15 protein-coding genes are annotated in these 17,714 nt (G+C 70.2%); 9 read left to right on the top strand and 6 right to left on the bottom strand.

The genetic code is table 11. From position 1 onward, the window contains the following. The first annotated feature begins 2 nt into the window (after positions 1-2). The 8 genes from ABD350_RS09400 to ABD350_RS09365 all read left to right on the top strand — a co-directional run bounded on the left by ABD350_RS09400 (position 3) and on the right by ABD350_RS09365 (position 8,787). The gene (locus ABD350_RS09400; RefSeq protein WP_344347380.1) at positions 3-1,004 is read left to right on the top strand and encodes a hypothetical protein; all 1,002 of its coding nucleotides are present in this window, start codon (positions 3-5) and stop codon (positions 1,002-1,004) included. Between the two features lie 5 nt (positions 1,005-1,009). After that, on the top strand, positions 1,010-2,119 hold the full coding sequence (gene chvE, locus ABD350_RS09395; protein ID WP_344347379.1) for a multiple monosaccharide ABC transporter substrate-binding protein: 1,110 nt from the start codon (positions 1,010-1,012) through the stop codon (positions 2,117-2,119). A gap of 34 nt (positions 2,120-2,153) precedes the next feature. Continuing rightward, positions 2,154-3,704, top strand: a complete 1,551-nt coding sequence (gene mmsA, locus ABD350_RS09390) for a multiple monosaccharide ABC transporter ATP-binding protein (RefSeq protein ID WP_344347378.1) — start codon at positions 2,154-2,156, stop codon at positions 3,702-3,704. After that, positions 3,701-4,942 carry a multiple monosaccharide ABC transporter permease gene (gene mmsB / locus ABD350_RS09385; protein WP_344347376.1) on the top strand — a complete coding sequence of 414 codons (1,242 nt, stop codon included), beginning with the start codon at positions 3,701-3,703 and terminating at the stop codon, positions 4,940-4,942. Before mmsA ends, mmsB begins: the two co-directional genes overlap by 4 nt. Positions 4,943-4,968: 26 nt before the next feature. Beyond that, entirely contained in the window at positions 4,969-6,117 is a 1,149-nt protein-coding gene (locus ABD350_RS09380) for an aldose epimerase family protein (RefSeq protein ID WP_344347375.1), read from the top strand. A 282-nt stretch (positions 6,118-6,399) separates the two neighbouring features. After that, positions 6,400-6,732 (top strand): divalent-cation tolerance protein CutA, encoded by a 333-nt coding sequence (gene cutA / locus ABD350_RS09375; protein WP_344347374.1) that lies wholly within the window; start codon positions 6,400-6,402, stop codon positions 6,730-6,732. Positions 6,733-7,003: 271 nt separating this feature from the next. Then, entirely contained in the window at positions 7,004-7,960 is a 957-nt protein-coding gene (locus ABD350_RS09370; RefSeq protein WP_344347373.1) for an arabinan endo-1,5-alpha-L-arabinosidase, read from the top strand. An 89-nt stretch (positions 7,961-8,049) separates the two neighbouring features. Beyond that, positions 8,050-8,787, top strand: coding sequence for a VOC family protein (locus ABD350_RS09365; RefSeq protein ID WP_344347372.1), 738 nt, complete (start codon positions 8,050-8,052; stop codon positions 8,785-8,787). Positions 8,788-8,879: 92 nt separating this feature from the next. Here ABD350_RS09365 and ABD350_RS09360 read toward each other — a convergent pair whose 3' ends face one another. Both ABD350_RS09360 and ABD350_RS09355 read right to left on the bottom strand, forming a co-directional pair. Continuing rightward, entirely contained in the window at positions 8,880-9,116 is a 237-nt protein-coding gene (locus ABD350_RS09360; RefSeq protein ID WP_344347371.1) for a hypothetical protein, read from the bottom strand. A 121-nt stretch (positions 9,117-9,237) separates the two neighbouring features. Next, on the bottom strand, positions 9,238-9,696 hold the full coding sequence (locus ABD350_RS09355; protein ID WP_344347370.1) for an RrF2 family transcriptional regulator: 459 nt from the start codon (positions 9,694-9,696) through the stop codon (positions 9,238-9,240). A 75-nt stretch (positions 9,697-9,771) separates the two neighbouring features. On the opposite strand from ABD350_RS09355, the gene ABD350_RS09350 reads away from it, so the two are divergent. After that, a complete protein-coding gene (locus tag ABD350_RS09350) occupies positions 9,772-12,723 on the top strand; it encodes a beta-galactosidase (protein ID WP_344347369.1) in 2,952 nt (983 codons plus the stop codon). On the opposite strand, the gene arfA is transcribed toward ABD350_RS09350, so the two are convergent. From arfA to ABD350_RS09330, 4 genes are all read right to left on the bottom strand, one after another. Next, positions 12,724-14,244, bottom strand: a complete 1,521-nt coding sequence (arfA, locus tag ABD350_RS09345; RefSeq protein ID WP_344347368.1) for an arabinosylfuranosidase ArfA — start codon at positions 14,242-14,244, stop codon at positions 12,724-12,726. A gap of 115 nt (positions 14,245-14,359) precedes the next feature. Further along, positions 14,360-15,199: a carbohydrate ABC transporter permease gene (locus ABD350_RS09340; RefSeq protein ID WP_344347367.1), complete on the bottom strand. Its 840-nt coding sequence runs from the start codon at positions 15,197-15,199 to the stop codon at positions 14,360-14,362. After that, positions 15,196-16,143: a carbohydrate ABC transporter permease gene (locus ABD350_RS09335; RefSeq protein ID WP_344347365.1), complete on the bottom strand. Its 948-nt coding sequence runs from the start codon at positions 16,141-16,143 to the stop codon at positions 15,196-15,198. Before ABD350_RS09335 ends, ABD350_RS09340 begins: the two co-directional genes overlap by 4 nt. Next, positions 16,140-17,498 (bottom strand): extracellular solute-binding protein, encoded by a 1,359-nt coding sequence (locus ABD350_RS09330; protein WP_344347364.1) that lies wholly within the window; start codon positions 17,496-17,498, stop codon positions 16,140-16,142. Before ABD350_RS09330 ends, ABD350_RS09335 begins: the two co-directional genes overlap by 4 nt. Positions 17,499-17,714 lie beyond the last annotated feature (216 nt).

Below are 17,714 nucleotides of genomic sequence, written 5' to 3'. Positions count from 1 at the left end.
TTGTGACCGACGCTTCCGCCCCGGCAGCCCGCAGGCCCGGCGAGCAGGTGCTCGCCGCACTCGGTCTGGGCGCGCCCGCCCTGGACCCCGCCGACGCCTCCGTCCACACCTTCCCGGGCGGCGGCCGCTGGCGCACCGAGATCCCCTCGTGCGAGGGTCCCGAAGCGCTGGCGGTCGTCCTCAAGGAGGCATCCCGCCTGGATGTGCCGATCCACCGGATCAGCCAGGGCAGCGGCGTGTGGATGCTCACCGACGACGAGATCACCGAGATGGTCGAGGCCACCGCCGAACGCGACATCGAACTGTGCCTGTTCACCGGCCCGCGCGGCACCTGGGACATCGGTGGCTCGGTGCGGTCCGACTCGCGGGGGGCCGGACTGCGCGCCCGGGGCCACGACGCGGTCGCCGGCTGCGTGGAGGACGCCGTCCGGGCCACCGAGCTGGGCGTCAAGTGCCTGCTCGTCGCCGACGAGGGCGTGCTGTGGACCCTGCACCGGGCCCGGAGCGCCGGGATCATCCCGGCCGACACCACGCTGAAGGTGTCCGCACTCATCGGCCCGGTCAACCCCGCCTCGTACGCCGTGTACGAGCGGCTCGGCGCCGACTCCGTCAACGTGCCCAGCGATCTGACGCTGGACCACCTCACGGAGATCCGGCGGGTGTCCGGCGCGCCGATGGACATGTACATCGAGGCCCCGGACGACCTCGGCGGCTACATCCGGATGTACGAGGTCGCCGAGCTGATCCGGCGCGGCGCCCCGCTGTACCTGAAGTTCGGCCTGTCCAAGGCGCCCGGCATCTACCCGTGGGGCCGCCACCTGCGGGACGTGACGCTGGACACCGCCCGGGAGCGGGTGCGGCGCGGCCGGCTCGCCCTGGACCTGCTCGCCCGGCACGGCGCGGACGGCGACATGGCGCCGCTCGGCTCCCGGCTGCCGAGGGCGCTCCACCGCTTCCCCGTCGAAGCGTCCGCCCCTCTCCACGACGAGAACGACAAGGACTGATCCCCATGCGCAACCGCAGAGCCGCCCTCGCCTCGATAGCCGGCGCCGCCTCGCTCGCGCTCGCCCTCACCGCCTGTGGCCAGAACAGCGAGGGCGGCAGCAAGGAGAAGTCCGGCGACTCCAAGGGCGCCACCATCGGCATCGCCATGCCGACCAAGTCCTCCGAGCGCTGGATCTCCGACGGCCGGAACGTCGTCAAGAACCTTCAGGCCAAGGGCTACAAGACCAAGCTGGTCTACGGCGAGGACGACCCGGAGACGCAGGTCTCGCAGATCGAGAACCTCATCACGCAGGGCGTGAAGGGCCTGATCATCGCGGCGATCGACAACAAGTCGCTCAACAGCGTGCTCCAGCAGGCCGAGGACGCGAACATCCCGGTCATCTCCTACGACCGGCTGATCCTCGGCACCGAGAACGTCGACTTCTACGCCTCGTTCGACAACGAGAAGGTCGGCACGCTCCAGGGCAGCTACATCGTGGAGAAGCTCGGACTGGACAAGGGCGCGAAGGGCCCGTTCAACATCGAGCTGTTCGCCGGCTCCAACGACGACAACAACACGAAGTACTTCTTCGGCGGGGCGATGAAGGTCCTCCAGCCCTACATCGACAAGAAGCAGCTGGTCGTCAAGTCCGGGCAGACCCGGCTCAACCAGGTCGTCACCCTGCGCTGGGACGGCACCACCGCGCAGAAGCGCATGGAGGACATCCTCACCTCGTCGTACAAGAGCGGCCGGGTCGACGCGGTGCTCTCGCCGTACGACGGCATCTCCATCGGCATCCTGTCCGCGCTGAAGTCGGACGGCTACGGCTCGGGCAGCAAGCCGCTGCCGGTCATCACCGGCCAGGACGCCGAGCTGGCCTCCGTGAAGTCGATCATCTCCGGGCAGCAGACGCAGACCGTCTACAAGGATCTGCGCAAGCTCGCCGAGGTCGCCGCCACGATGGTGGACGAGTCCCTGAAGGGCAAGAAGCCCGAGGTCAACGACACCAAGACCTACGACAACGGCGCCAAGGTCGTGCCGGCCTATCTGCTCCAGCCGGTCAGCGTCGACAAGTCCAACTACCGGAAGGTGCTGGTGGACGGCGGTTACTACACCGAGTCCCAGCTGAAGTGACCCGCCCTTTTCCTACGGAGTGAAAGGCACGACCATGGCGGGACCCGTCCTGGAAATGCGCTCGATCGTCAAGACCTTTCCCGGTGTCAAGGCGCTGTCGGACGTCACCCTGACCGTCCGGCGGGGCGAGGTCCACGCCATCTGCGGGGAGAACGGCGCCGGCAAGTCCACCCTGATGAAGGTGCTCTCCGGCGTCCACGCGTACGGCAGTTACGAGGGGGACATCCTCTTCGAGGGGGAGACCTGCCAGTTCCGCGACATCCGGGCGAGCGAGCAGCACGGCATCGTCATCATCCACCAGGAGCTGGCGCTGGTGCCGCACCTGTCCATCGCGGAGAACCTCTTCCTCGGCAACGAGCACGCCACGCGCGGCTTCATCAACTGGCGCGAGACCCTGCGCCACGCCACCGAGCTGCTGCGCCGGGTCGGCCTGGACGAGCACCCGGAGACCCGGGTCGCCGACATCGGCGTGGGCAAGCAACAGCTGGTGGAGATCGCCAAGGCGCTGTCCAAGCAGGTGAAGCTGCTGATCCTGGACGAGCCGACGGCGGCCCTGAACGACGAGGACAGCGACAAGCTCCTCGATCTGATCCTGGAGCTGAAGAAGCAGGGCATCACCTCGATCATCATCTCCCACAAGCTCAACGAGATCCGCAAGGTCGCCGACTCGGTGACGATCATCCGGGACGGCCGGTCCATCGAGACCCTCGATGTGAAGGCGCCGGAGACCACCGAGGAGCGGATCATCGCCGGCATGGTCGGCCGCGACCTCGACCACCGCTTCCCCGAACGCACCCCGCACCGGCCGGAGCAGGGCGTCGCACCGGCGCTGGAGATCCGCGGCTGGACCGTGTTCCACCCGATCGACCAGCAGCGCAAGGTCGTGGACGACGTGTCGCTGACCGTGCGCCGCGGAGAGATCGTCGGCATCGCGGGCCTGATGGGCGCGGGCCGCACCGAACTCGCCATGAGCGTCTTCGGGCGGACCTACGGCCGGTACGCGGGCGGCACGGTCCTCAAGGACGGCCGGGAGATCCGTACCAAGACGGTGCCGGAGGCGATCGGGCACGGCATCGCGTACGTCACCGAGGACCGCAAGCACTACGGCCTGAACCTCATCGACACCATCAACCGGAACGTCTCGCTGACCGCGCTGGACAAGGTCGCCAAGCGGGGCGTGGTGGACGAGCACGAGGAGCGGCAGGTCGCCGAGGGCTTCCGGAAGTCCATGAACATCAAGGCGCCCACCGTGTTCGAGCCGGTGGGCAAGCTCTCCGGCGGCAACCAGCAGAAGGTCGTCCTCAGCAAGTGGATCTTCGCCGGTCCGGACGTGCTGATCCTCGACGAACCGACCCGCGGCATCGACGTGGGCGCCAAGTTCGAGATCTACACGGTCATCGACCAGCTCGCCGCCCAGGGCAAGGCGGTCGTCTTCATCTCCTCCGAGCTGCCCGAGCTGCTCGGCATGTGCGACCGCATCTACACGATGGCCGCCGGACGGCTGACCGGTGAGGTGCCGCGGGCCGAGGCCACGCAAGAAGTGCTGATGCGCCATATGACAAAGGACAAAGAGGTAACGCGATGAGCACGGATGTGACCGCCAAGAGCCCGGCCCCCGCGCCGCCGGGCGGGAGCGGACCGGCCGCCGACGGCCTGCTCGGCCTGATGCTGGCCGGGCTGCGCCGCAACATGCGCCAGTACGGCATGCTGATCGCGCTCGGCCTGATCGTGGTCCTCTTCGCGATCTGGACCGACGGGGACCTGCTGCTGCCGCGCAACGTCTCCAACCTGGTGCTGCAGAACAGCTACATCCTGATCCTCGCGATCGGCATGATGCTGGTCATCATCGCCGGCCACATCGACCTGTCGGTGGGCTCGCTCACCGCGTTCACCGGCGCCTTCGCGGCCGTCCTGACCGTGCAGCACGGGGTGTCCTGGCCCGTCGCGCTGGTGCTGTGCCTGCTGATGGGCGCCGCCGCGGGCGCGGTCCAGGGCTATCTGATCGCCTACTTGGGCATACCGTCCTTCATCGTCACCCTCGCCGGGATGCTCCTCTTCCGCGGCCTGACCGAGATCCTCCTCAAGGGCCAGACCCTCGGCCCGTTCCCGCACGGCCTGCAGAAACTCGGCAACGGCTTCCTGCCCGAGACCGGACCGAACACCAATTACCACAACCTCACGCTGCTGCTCGGGCTGGTGCTGATCGCGGCCGTGGTGTGGCAGGAGTTCCGGGGCCGCCGCCGCCAGCAGGAGTTCTCCCTGGACGTCGTGCCGCTCCGGCTGTTCCTGCTCAAGCTGACGGCCATGGTGGCGGCGATCCTCGTCCTCACCCTGCTGCTCGCCAGCTACAAGGGCACCCCGATCGTGCTGATCGTCCTCGGCGCACTGGTCGTCGGCTACGGCTACGTCATGCGCAACGCGATCTTCGGCCGGCACATCTACGCCATCGGCGGCAACCTGCCGGCGGCCAAGCTGTCCGGTGTGAAGGACAAGAAGGTCACCTTCTACGTCTTCCTGAACATGGGCGTGCTCGCGGCCCTGGCGGGCCTGGTGGTCGCCGCCCGGCTGAACGCGGCCTCGCCGAAGGCGGGCGTCAACTTCGAACTGGAGGCGATCGCCTCCGCGTTCATCGGCGGCGCGTCCATGAGCGGCGGTGTCGGCACCGTCCTCGGCGCCATCATCGGCGGCCTCGTCCTCGGCGTGCTGAACAACGGCATGAACCTCCTGAGCGTCGGCACCGACTGGCAGCAGGTCATCAAGGGCCTGGCCCTGCTGGTGGCGGTCGGGTTCGACGTGTGGAACAAGCGCAAGTCCGGTTCGTAAGCGCGCAGAAAGCGAGAGCCGCACCCATGGAACTCAACAGACGCACGGTCATCGCGGGGGCAGCCGCCGCGGGCCTGGCCGCCACCACGCTCGGCGGCACGGCCCACGCGGCCCCGGGAAGGAAGCCGGTGAGGGAACACTTCGGCACGCTCGCCGACGGCACCGAGGTCCACCGCTGGTCGCTGGAGAACGGCGGCACCCGGATGAAGGTGCTCTCCTACGGCGGTGTCGTCCAGACCCTGCACCTCCCCGACCGGCACGGCCGGTACGCCAACGTGGTCGCCGGCTTCGACAACCTCGCCGACTACGCGGCCCAGAGCCCGTACTTCGGCGCGCTGATCGGCCGCTACGGCAACCGCATCGACGCGGGCCGGTTCACCCTGGACGGCAAGCCGTACCAGCTCGACGTGAACGACGGCGACAACAGCCTGCACGGTGGCGCCCAGGGCTTCGACAAGCGCGTGTGGGACGTCGAGCCGTTCACCGAGGGCACGGACGTCGGCCTGCGGCTGCGCTACACCAGCGCAGACGGCGAGATGGGCTACCCGGGCACGCTGCGCACTCGGGTGACGTACACCCTCACCCGGCACGGGGACTGGCGCATCGACTACGAGGCGACCACCGACAAGGCCACCGTCGTCAACCTCACCAGTCACGTCTACTGGAACCTGGCCGGCGAGGGCAGCGGCGGCATCGAGGACCACGAGCTGTCCATCGCCGCCGCCCGCTACACCCCGACCGACGCGGGCCTGATCCCCACCGGGGAGCTGGCCAAGGTCGCGGGCACCCCGTTCGACTTCCGGCACGCCAAGCCCGTCGGCCGGGACCTGCGGGCGGGCCACGAGCAGCTGGTACTGGCCAAGGGGTACGACCACAACTGGGTGCTGGACAAGGGGATCACCGCGCGGCCCGAGCACATCGCGACCCTGCGCGACCCGCACTCCGGCCGCACCCTGAAGATCGACACCGACCAGCCGGGGCTCCAGTTCTACTCCGGCAACTTCCTCGACGGCACGCTCACCGGCACCTCGGGCCGTACCTACCGGCAGGGTGACGCCCTGTGCCTGGAGACGCAGCACTTCCCGGACTCGCCGAACCACCCGGAGTTCCCGTCGACGGTGCTGCGCCCCGGCCGGACGTACCGGACGACGACGATCCACCGCTTCGGCGCGTGAATCTCTCCTCCGGGCGGGTGAGGTGAACAGACCCGCCGACACCTCCGTATCCAGGAGCGGCCCGCACGGGCCGCGCTCGGATACGGAGGTTTTCCTGTGCCCGGCAACGCCACTTCGCTGTTCCGGGACGGCGACGGAACCGGCCGGGTGGACTCGCCGGTGCCGGCCGCGCCCCCGGTGCCGGTGCCACCTTGGGCGCGGGCCGGCGCGCTGGTGGGTGGGCGGGCGGTCTCGGTACCGTCCGTCCGGTAGAGGACCCGTCCCCCGGAAGGAACACCGCCCATGACAGAGCACCGGCACCTGATCGTCCTGACGACCACGGACAGCGAGGAGAAGGCGAAGACGCTCGCCGCCGGGGCGGTGGAGGCCCGGGTCGCCGCGTGCGCGCAGATCAGCGCCCCCGTCACCAGCGTCTACCGCTGGAAGGGGGCGACACAGACCGAGCAGGAGTGGCAGATCCTGTTCAAGACCACCACGGCGCGCTACGAAGCCCTGGAGACCTACATCAAGGCAGCGCACGACTACGACACCCCCGAGATCATCGCGACCCCGATCGTGGCGGGCAGCAGCGCGTACCTGGCGTGGCTGGAGGAGGAGACCAGGCCGGCCGGGTAGTGGCCGGGGTCGGGAACGGGGTTCAGGGACGTGGCTCGCGGGACTTGAAGAGGCGGGACGGGTCCCACGGAGGATCCGCCGCGCCAGCACAGGTACACGTCGGACTCGGGGCCGGCGCGGGCGCCCGCGGAAGGCGAAGACAGGATCCGGCGCCACCCTCTGTGAGTTCCTGTCAGAACCGTTGACTCGTTGACGAATCGCTTCTACGGTCCCGTCCGAAGCTGCGATCGTAGTTCGATATCACGAACGTCGCCAGGAAGAGGGAGCCGCAATGAAGCGCACCGCACTCCTCGCCGTCCCCGCCGCCCTGCTGCTCGCGCTCGTGCCGGGCACCGCCTCCGCCTATCCCAACCCCGGCACGGTCACCGGCAGTACCGTCGTGCACGACCCGACGATGATCCGCACCTCCGGCGGCCGTTACCTGCTCTACGCCACCGGCGGCGGCCTGGGCTACCGGACCTCCACCGACCGGATCTCCTTCACCGCCGGCGCCGACGCCTTCGCCACCAAGCCGGGCTGGTGGTCGTCGTACGCCACCGAGGCCTGGGCGCCGGACATCTCGTACGCCGGCGGGAAGTACCTGATGTACTACGCCGTCTCCAAGTTCGGCGAGAACACCTCGGCGATCGGCCTGGCCGGCTCCACGACCGGGCTGCCCGGCTCCTGGACCGACTACGGCGTCGTCTACACCTCCACCTCCAGTAGCGACTACAACGCCATCGACCCCAACCTCTTCGTGGACGACGACGGCAAGTGGTGGCTCTCCTTCGGCAGTTGGTGGACCGGCATCAAGATGATCCGCATCGACCCCGCGACCGGGAAGCAGTACGCGGGCGACACCAGGCGCTACTCCCTCGCCGCCCGCCCCACCGGCAGCAAGGCGGTCGAGGCGCCGTACATCGTCAAGCGCAACGGCTACTACTACCTCTTCGCGTCCTACGACGTCTGCTGCCAGGGCACCAGCTCGACGTACAAGGTGAAGGTCGGCCGGGCGACCTCGGTCACCGGGCCGTATTACGACAGGAACGGCGTGGCGATGACGAACAACGGCGGCACCCCGGTCCTGGAGTCCCACGGCAACGTCATCGGTCCCGGCGGGCAGTCCATCACGCACGACGTCGACGGCGACCTGATCGTCTACCACTACTACGACGGCAACGCGGGCGGCACCCCGAAGCTCGGCGTCAACCTGCTGAACTGGTCGTCGGGCTGGCCGGTGGCCTACTGAACCGCACAGCCGGCCGCACGCCCCCGGTGCGGGCCACGCCAGGCGGCACTCCGGCCGCGGTCCCGGCGGCGGCTTCTAGGATCTGCGGCATGGCAACGAGACTCGTGCAGATCAACATGAAGGCCAGGGACGACTCCGCGCTCGGCCGGTTCTGGGCGGAGGTACTCGGTTGGGGTGTCGACAGCGAGGGGCCCGGCATCACCAACCTCGAACCCGTGGGTTTCACCTACCCCGACCCCGTGGCCGTCTGCGTCGACATCATCGCCCACCCGGAACCCAAGACGGTGAAGAACCGGGTGCACCTCGATCTGGCCACCACCTCGACCGCCCACCAGGCGGAGTTGGTCGCGCGCTTGCGGGAGCTCGGCGCGACGCTCGCCGACGTGGGTCAGGGGGACGTGCCCTGGACCGTGATGGCCGACCCGGAGGGCAACGAGTTCTGCGTCCTGGAGCCCCGCCCGGTCTACCGGGACACCGGGCCGATCGCCGCGGTGGTGGTCGACTGCGCCGACCCACGCGCGATGGCCCGGTTCTGGGACCAGGCGATGGACTGGACGCTGCACGAGGTCACCGACGACCAGGCGGTCATGCGGTCCGCCCAAGGCGTCGGCCCCTATCTGGAGTTCGTCCGCACCCCCGACACCAAGAGCGTGTGGAACCGCGTCCACCTGGACGTCTGCCCCTACCCCGGTGACGACATGAAGGCGGAGGAGGCCCGGCTGCGCGCCCTGGGCGCCACCGACCCCGGTATCGATCAGTCCGCGCTCTCCTGGACGGTGCTGGCCGACCCGGAAGGCAACGAGTTCTGCCTCCTCACTCCTCGCTGACCCCGGGCGACGGCTCCCCGCCTCGCCGAACCGGGCACCAGCGTGCCGGCCGGTGCGAAGGAGACGATCCCGCACCGGCCGGGGCGTCCGCGTCAGCGGCCCAGGACGCCGGGCGGGATCAGGGTGTTCAGCGAGGTGACCGGCTTGCCCGACTGCAGTGAGCCGACGAGGCCGGACAGGAGGGGGACGCCGGGGGCGCCGGCGGCGGGGACGGGAGACCGGACGGCGCCGGCCGCCTCGGCGGCGGGGGCGGCGGTGGCCAGCAGCGCGGCGGCCAGGACGGAGGCACAGGTGAGCTTCTTGATCACGTCCGCCCTAACGAACGGCACAGGCGCGGGGAAACGCGCCGGTCCCCCGGTCGGCCGAGTCCCCGTCGGCCCGGTCCCGCCCGGCCCGGTCTCCTCCGGCCGAGCCCCGCCCGACCAACTCCCGGTCGGCCGGTGCCGCCCCTCACGGGTTCTCCCACGCCCCCGGTTCCGCCGCCAGCGCCCGCACGGGCTCCGGCAGGGTGTCCGCCGCGAGGTCGGCCAGGGTGACGCCCTCCAGGATGCGGCGGACGTTGGCGCGCAGGGCGATCCACAGCGGCAGCAGCGGCCGGGCCGTGCCCGTGTAGGCGAGGCCCGTCGGGCGTTCGCCGCGCACCGACACGATCGGGCCGTCCACCGCCCGGATGACGTCGGCCACGGTGATCGCTTGCGCCGCCCGCGCCAGCCGGTAACCACCGCCCCCGCCACGCCGGCTGTCCACGATCCCGGCCCGCCTGAGATCGCCCAGGATGCCCTCCAGGAACTTGTGCGGGATGTCCTGCACGGCGGCGATTTCCTCTGCTTTCACCGGGCCGTTACCCTGCCGTACGGCCAGCTCCAGTACCGCCCGTACCGCGTAATCCGCCCGCGCCGAGATCCTCATGGATCCATTGTGGGGCGTCCCGCCGTGGAGAATGGCCGGACTCGCGCCCCCTAGGACCGCCCGGGAGGACCCACCTTGGCGCTCAGCAGACGTTCCTTCAGTGCCCTGACCGGCTCCGCCGCGCTCGGGCTGGCCCTCGGCGGCAGCGGCGGCCCCGGGGCCCCCTCCGCGTACGCGGGCGGCAGCGCGCCGACCGGTCCGGCGCCGGCCCCGCCGGGTGCCGACGGCGCGCGGCACACCATCGGCTACGACCGCTACTCGCTGCTCGTGGACGGGCGGCGGCTGGTGGTGTGGTCCGGCGAGCTGCACCCCTTCCGGCTGCCGAGCCCGTCGCTGTGGCGGGACGTGCTGCAGAAGATGCGGGCGCACGGCTACAACGCCGTCAGCGTCTACGTGGCCTGGAACCACCACTCCCCCGCGCCCGGCCGGTACGACTTCACCGGCGTGCGGGATCTGGACCTGTTCCTGCGCATGGCGGCGGAGACGGGGCTGTACGTCATCCTGCGGCCGGGCCCGTACATCAACGCCGAGGTCGACGGCGGCGGCTTCCCGGGCTGGCTGACCGCGACCAGGGGCACGGCCCGCACCGACGACCCCACGTATCTGTCCCACGTGGACGAGTGGCTGACCCAGGTGAACCGGATCGCCCGGCGGCACCTGTTCACCCGGGGCACCGGCACGATCCTGCTGTACCAGATCGAGAACGAGTACGACGCCCACCCCGCCGACGCGACCGGCCGGGCGTACATGTCGCACCTGTACAAGAAGGTCCGGGCCGACGGGATCGACGTCCCGCTGTTCCACAACGACAAGGGCAGGAACGGCTACTGGATCCCCGGCTCCTTCGACACCGGCGGAGAGAAGGGCGGCTGGCTGTACGGCTTCGACGGCTATCCCTCGCCGTTCAAGACGCCGCCGGACTGGGGTCACTTCGGTCCCGGCGGGCCGAAGGGCGGGGCCACCGCCTCGCCGGACACACCGGGGTTCGTGCCCGAGTTCGGGGGCGGCTGGTTCGACCCGTGGGGCGGGGCCGAGTTCGACGGCAAGGGGTATGCCGAGTCGCGGCGCACCCGGGACGCGGCCTACGAGCGCCGCTTCTACCTGACCAACCTGGCCAACGGCATCACCCTGCACAACGTGTACATGACGTTCGGCGGGACCTCGTGGGGCTGGCTGCCCGCGCCGGTCGTCTACACGTCGTACGACTACGGTGCCGCCATCGACGAGGCCCGCAACGTCACCGGCAAGATCGCCCCGATGCACCAGCTCGGGCATCTGCTTCAGCGGGTGCCCGACTTCGCCAAGCTGGACCGGGCGCCGGACGTGAAGGCCGAGGGGCTGAAGGTCTACCACCTCGCCAACCAGGACACCGGCGCGCACGTGTACATCGCCCGCAACGACGGCACGGAGGCGGTCACCGCCGGCCTGCCGACCGAGGCCGGGAAGGTGCGCGTCACCGTGCCCGGCAAGGACGCCAGGCTGCTGACCACCGGGCTGGCGCTGGGCCGGCGGAAGCTGAAGTACTCCACCGCCTCGCCCATGCTGTGCCTGACGACGGGCCGGCAGGACATCGCGGTGTTCACCGGGCGCCGCGGCGAGATGGCCGAGCTGGTGCTCCACTCCCGCGCGGAGCCGTCCGTGCAGCGGCTGGACCCGGAGGGCGGCTGGGCCTACGACCGGGGCGAGCTGCACGTCAACGCGCCCCTGGGCGAGGACGGGCTGACCCGGATGCTGGTGCAGAAGGGCGACAGCGACACCCCGCTGCTGCTGCTCTTCGCCGACGACGCCACCGCCGTCCGCCTGTTCCCGTACGACACCCCGTCCGGGACCCTCCTGGTGTACGGCCCGGCGCTGCTGCGCCACGCCGAGCTGCGCGGCTCCGAGGTCCGCCTCACCGGCGATGTCAAGGAGCCCACGGGCCTGGAGGTGTGGGGGCCGCGCGGGATCGACACCCTGGTGTGGAACGGGCGCAAGGTGGCCACCCGCGTCACCCTCTCGGGCTCCCTGATGACCAGGGGTTCGCTGCCGGGGGTGCCCCAGGTGCGGCTGCCGCGGCTGGGCGGCTGGCGGATGCGGCGGGAGAACCCGGAGGCCGGCCCCGGCTTCGACGACTCGTCGTGGAAGAAGGCCGACAAGACCTCGTCGTTCTCCACCACGGCCGTCCCCGAGGGGCAGCCGGTGCTGTTCGCCGACGACTACGGCTTCCACTACGGCGATGTCTGGTACCGGGGCACCTTCACCGGCGGCACCGGCATCGAGGAGGTCGCGCTCGCCTACAGCACCGGTACCCAGGGCCTGCTGATGGCCTGGCTGGACGGCGAGCCGCTGGGCACGCACCGGATGCCCGTGCCGGACAAGAGCACGGTCCGCCAGGGCAGCTGGGCGGACACCGCCGTCTTCCCGGTGCGCGAGCGGCTGCGCTCCCCCGGCCGTCATGTGCTGTCGGTGCTGGTCCGGCGCATGCAGCACGACCAGGACGGCAAGGCGCTCGACACGCACAAGGTGGCCCGCGGGCTGACGGCGGTCACCTTCAAGGGCGCCTCGCCGCGGGTGCGCTGGCGCATCCAGGGCGAGGGCCCCGCCGACCCGGTGCGCGGACCGCTGAACAACGGCGGCCTGTACGGCGAGCGGCACGGCTGGCATCTGCCCGGCTTCCGGGACCGGGACTGGGAGCGGGTGGACCTGCCGCGCGCGGAGCGGTACCAGGGCGTCACCTGGTACCGGACCACGTTCCGGCTGTCGGTGCCGGGCGATGTGGACGCGTCGATCGGCCTGACCCTGGACGACGACCCGTACCGGGCCTACCGCGCCCAGATCTTCCTCAACGGCTGGAACCTGGGCCAGTACATCAACAACGTGGGCCCGCAGCACACGTTCGTGCTGCCGAACGGCATCCTGCGCACCCGGGGCACCAACACCCTGGCGCTGGCGGTCCTGTCGGAGTTCACCACGCTGTCGGGCCCCGGGTCGGTACGGCTGACGCTGCTCGGCAGGGCCAGTGGCGGCGTACCCGTCACACCGGTCTGATCACGCCAGCCTGATCACGTTCCAGGACAGCGGCTCCAGTACGGCGGTGAGGGTGCCGTCCGCCAGGGCGGTGCCCTCGACCGGGTGCGGGGTGACGCGTTCGGGGTCGGTCAGGGTGTTGCGGGCGTCGGGGTCGGCGTCCGCGAGGGCGGTGTGCTCGGTGACGGTGGTCAGCTCCAAGCCGTTCAGGGCGACTTCGAGGGGCAGCGTCCCGGTGCGGCTCCGGTTGACCGCGAACACGGTGACCGTGCCGTCGTCCGCGCGGACGGCGGTGGCGTGCAGCAGGTCCGTCTCGCCGTACTTCTCGGTCTCGTACGTCGGCGAGTCCACGCGGACGTCCAGCACCTCGCCGCGGCCGTACCGGGAGGCCTGGGCGAACGGGAAGAACGTCGTCTGCCGCCAGGCCGGGCCGCCCGGCTCGGTCATGATCGGGGCGATGACGTTGACGAGCTGGGCGAGGCAGGCGACGGTGACCCGGTCGGCGTGCCGGAGCAGGGCGATCAGCAGCGAGCCGAAGACGACGGCGTCGGTGACGCTGTAGTTGTCCTCCAGCAGGCGGGGTGCCTCGGGCCAGTCGGAGTGCTCGCGGGTGTCGGAGAACTCCACCCACTTGGAGATGTACCAGACGTTCCACTCGTCGAAGGAGAGGTTGATCTTCTTCTTCGACTTCAGCCGGGCGCCCACGTGGTCGGCCGTGGCGATCACGTTCTCGATGAAGGACTCCATGTCGACGGCCGAGGCGAGGAAGGAGTCCACGTCGCCGTCGACGGGCTCGTAGTAGGCGTGCAGCGAGATGTAGTCGACCAGGTCGTACGTCTCCTTCAGGACGGTGGCCTCCCACTCGGCGAAGGTGGGCATGGCCTGGCTGGAGGAGCCGCAGGCGACCAGTTCCACGCCGGGGTCCTGCTGGCGCATGGCCCGGGCGGTCTCGGCGGCGAGCCTGCCGTACTCCTCCGCCGTCTTGTGGCCGGTCTGCCAGGGGCCGTCCATCTCGTTGCCGAGGCACCACAGCCGGATGCCGAAGGGGTCCTTGTCGCCGTGGGCGGCGCGCAGGTCGGACAGGGCGGTGCCGGAGGGGTGGTTGGCGTACTCCTGGAGTTCCAGGGCCTCGGCGACGCCCCGGGTGCCGAGGTTCACCGCCATCATGGGCTCCGCCTGGGGGCCGACCTTCTTCAGGAACGCGATGTACTCCGACAGGCCGAAGCGGTTGGTCTCGGTGGAGTGCCAGGCCAGGTCGAGGCGGCGGGGACGGTCCTCGACCGGGCCGACGGAGTCCTCCCACTTGTAGCCGGAGACGAAGTTGCCGCCGGGGTAGCGGATGGCGGTGACGCCGAGTTCACGGACCAGGTCCAGCACGTCGGTACGGATGCCCTCGGCGTCGGCCGCGGGGTGGCCGGGTTCGTGGATGCCGGTGTACACGCAGCGGCCGAGGTGTTCCACGAAGGAGCCGAAGAGACGGGGGCTGACCCGGCCGACGGTGAAGGCGGGGTCGAGGGTGAAACGGGCGGTGTTCTTGCTCATGGGTTCCTTCCGGGTCACTTGGGAACGGGCCGACCCGCCGGCCGGGTCCAGTGGGCCGGGGCGGCGGCCGCGAGGACGGGGGCGGGTCTCGGCTTCACGCGAGGGGCTCCCCGCGTCACTGGCCGGCCAGGCCCGTGTGGGCCACGCCCCGCACGATCTGGCTCTGGAAGAAGACGAAGACGATGATCAGCGGCAGTCCGGCGATCAGGCCGCCGGCCATCAGCTGGGGCCAGACGATGCCGAAGGCGTTCTGCACGGTGGCGATGCCGTTGGGCATGGTCATCAGGTCGGGGTTGTTGGTCACCATGTACGGCCACAGGAAGTTGTTCCAGGACGCGATGAAGGTGAAGATCCCGACCGCCGACAGCGAGGGCTTGGACAGCGGCAGCACGATGGTGAAGAAGATCCGCCAGCGGCCGGCGCCGTCGATGAACGCGGCCTCCTCCAGTTCCCGGGGCAGGCCCTGGAAGAACTTGTAGAGGATGTACACCATGGCGGCCGGGGCGCACTGGGGCAGGATCATGCCCCAGTAGGTGTCGACCATGCCGAGCGACTGGACCGTGGTGAACAGCGGGACGCCGAGGATCGCCGGGGAGAACATCAGGCCGGCCATGGTCAGGACCATCAGGGCGCCCTTGCCGCGGAACTCGGTGCGGGCGAAGCCGTAACCGGCGAGGGAGGCGACCAGCAGCACGATCACCGTGACGCACACCGAGACGACGACGGAGTTCACGAACCAGTTGGGGATGTCGCCCGCCTTGAGGACCTCTTCCCAGGAGTCCAGGGTGACGTGGTCGGGTATCCAGTGCGGCGAGGTGACGGACTCCGCCGGGGACTTCAGGGACGTGGACAGGGCCCAGGCCAGGGGGGCGAGCCAGATCAGGGAGAGGGTCGCGGCGACGGCCGTGAGCGCGATCTGGGCGAGGGGCCGGCGGCGGGCGGAGCGGGTGGTCATCGGGTGGCCTCCTCACGGCTCTTCAGCAGCCACACCCGGGCGAACGCCACGGCCGCGACGATGACGAACAGGACGAAGGAGATCGCGGAGGCGTAGCCCACGCGGTAGGTGGTGAAGCCCTGTTCGAGGGTGTACTGGACGAAGGTGCGCGTCGATTCCTCCGGTCCGGGGCCGAACTGGTACATGACCACGGCCTGGTCGAAGACCTGGAGCGAGGCGAGGACCTGGAGGGCGACGACCAGGCCGGTGATGGAGCGCAGGTTGGGCACGGTGATGTACAGCATCCGCTTCAGGGCGTTCGCGCCGTCGAGTTCGGCGGCCTCGTACAGGTGCTGCGGGATGTTCTGCAGGGCGGCCAGGTAGAGCAGGAAGGAGAATCCGACCGTCCACCACAGGGTGGCGACCACGACGGCGAGCATGGCCGTGGACTTCTGGGTGAGCCAGGGCGTGTCCAGGCCGAGGACGTGGTTGACCATGCCGTTGGTGGGCTGGAACAGCCACCACCACAGGTTGCCCACGACGGCCGAGGGCAGCAGGAAGGGCGCGAAGAAGCACAGCCGCCACAGCCACTTCAAGTGCACGGTGTGGTGCGCGACCAGGGCCATCAGCAGGGCCACGAGGACGATCAGCGGGACGACGCAGAGCGTGAACTGCGTGCTGTGCCACAGGGAGTCCCACACGAGCGGGTCCCGCAGCGCCTCGCGGTAGTTGGCGAGGCCGACGAAGCCGGTGTGGTCGCCGGAGATGTTGGCGTCCGTGAAGCTGAGGTACAGGCCGCGGACGACGGGCAGGACGACGAACAGCGCGTAGAGGACGAGGAACGGGGCGACGAACCAGCCGCCGTGCTGGAGGCGGCGGGACCAGCGCAGCCGGGCGGAGTCGGTGCCGGCGGCGGCACGGGGGCGGGCCGTGCGGCCGGCCGTGGTCAGGGCCGTACCGCTCATACGGCGGCTCCCTTCGGCTCCTGGGCGGCGGTGCGGCCGGTCATCGGGTTCTTCGCCGCGAGCAGCTGCTCCAGCAGCGCCTTCAGACGGCGGGCCGCCTTGCCGGGGGCGGTGGAGCCGAGGTTGGAGGAGGCGATGACCGGGCCGAGGCGCTGGGCGAGGATGCCGGTGGAGCCCGCGAACCAGATGTCCGGCTCGTTGGCCTGGTGGTCCATGGCGGGCCGGGAGTACTCGGTCTGCGGGGCCAGTTTGAGGTAGTCCGGGTCCTTGAAAGTGGGCAGATGGGCGGGGACGTGGCCGCCGAGGGCCCAGGTGGAGGCGTGGGTGACCAGGTAGGCGGCGAGCCGGTAGGCGCCTTCGTCGGCGGGGCCGCCGCGGCCGGTCCGGTGGGGCAGGACGAAGGAGTGGGACTCGGCGTGGGTGGCCGGGGCGCCGAAGACCGGGGGCAGCGGCTGGGCGCCGTAGTCGACCTTCTCGTCGTTGAAGTAGGGCACCGACCAGTTGCCCTCCCAGGTGAAGGGGGAGCCGGCCAGGAACGCCTCGGCGTCGGTCTCGCCCGGGGTGACGTAGCCGTCGGTGACGTGCTTGCGGAAGAACTCCAGGATCTCGGTGGCCTTGTCGGTGTCGAAGGTCACGTCCGACCGGGTGTCGTCGAAGTAGGCGCCGCCGAGCTGCCGGTAGAAGGCGACGAAGAACCACCAGCAGAAGTTCTGGTCGTTGACGTGCAGGCCGAGGGTCTGCTGCCCCTTCTTCAGCTGCTTCCTGGCCTCCTTGAGGACGGCGAACCAGTCGTCGGTGGAGGTGGCGGCGGGCAGCCGGCCGGAGGAGTCGAGCAGTCCCGCTCTCCGGCACACGTCCTTGCGGTAGAAGCAGAGCTGGACGTGGATGTCCAGGGGCAGGGCGTAGAGCTCGCCGTCGACGACGCCGCGTTTCCACAGCACCGGGTTGAAGTCGGCTTCGCGCACGCCGTACTCGGCCAGCAGCCCGGTGTCCCAGGGGTCCAGGAGGCGGCCGGGGGCGAAGCCGGGGACGCGGCCCTGGTGCATGACGGCGAGGTCGGGGGCGCGGTTGCCGGCGGCGGCCATGGCGAGCTTGGTGTAGTAGGGGCCGCCCCAGGTGAGGGTGGAGTCCTTCACCGCGGTGCCGGGGTGCGCCGCGCGGAACGCGTCGACCATGGCGGCCTGGTTGGCGCCGTCGCCGCCCTGGAAGAGGTTCCAGTAGCGCACCCGGGTACGGCTGCCGGCGGCCAGCGCGTCGGCCCCGCTGCCGAGCGCCGCGAAACCGAGGCTCGCGGCCGTCACCAACCCGCCCGCGGCGCCGAGGAAGTGCCTGCGGTTCAGGCCAGGTTGTCCCATACCGTGCCCACCTTGCCCCTACGTTCGAAATGCCGAATGGTGCCCGTAACTTCGAACGGGACCGTAGATTCCCCGCGCGTGCGCGTCAATGGGTTGGACAAAGCCCATAGGTCGTTTGATGTTGAACAATGGTCGGGGGAACGCATGACGCGGGCACATCCGTGCGCGTACCCTCGGACCAGCCATGACCGGCCGGAACACGGTACGAAGGGGGGC

This window comes from Streptomyces nogalater, from assembly GCF_039532885.1.
Taxonomy (GTDB): Bacteria; Actinomycetota; Actinomycetes; order Streptomycetales; family Streptomycetaceae; genus Streptomyces; species Streptomyces nogalater.
Note: the sequence above shows the minus strand (reverse complement) of the source record. Positions and strands in the feature narration are given on the sequence as shown.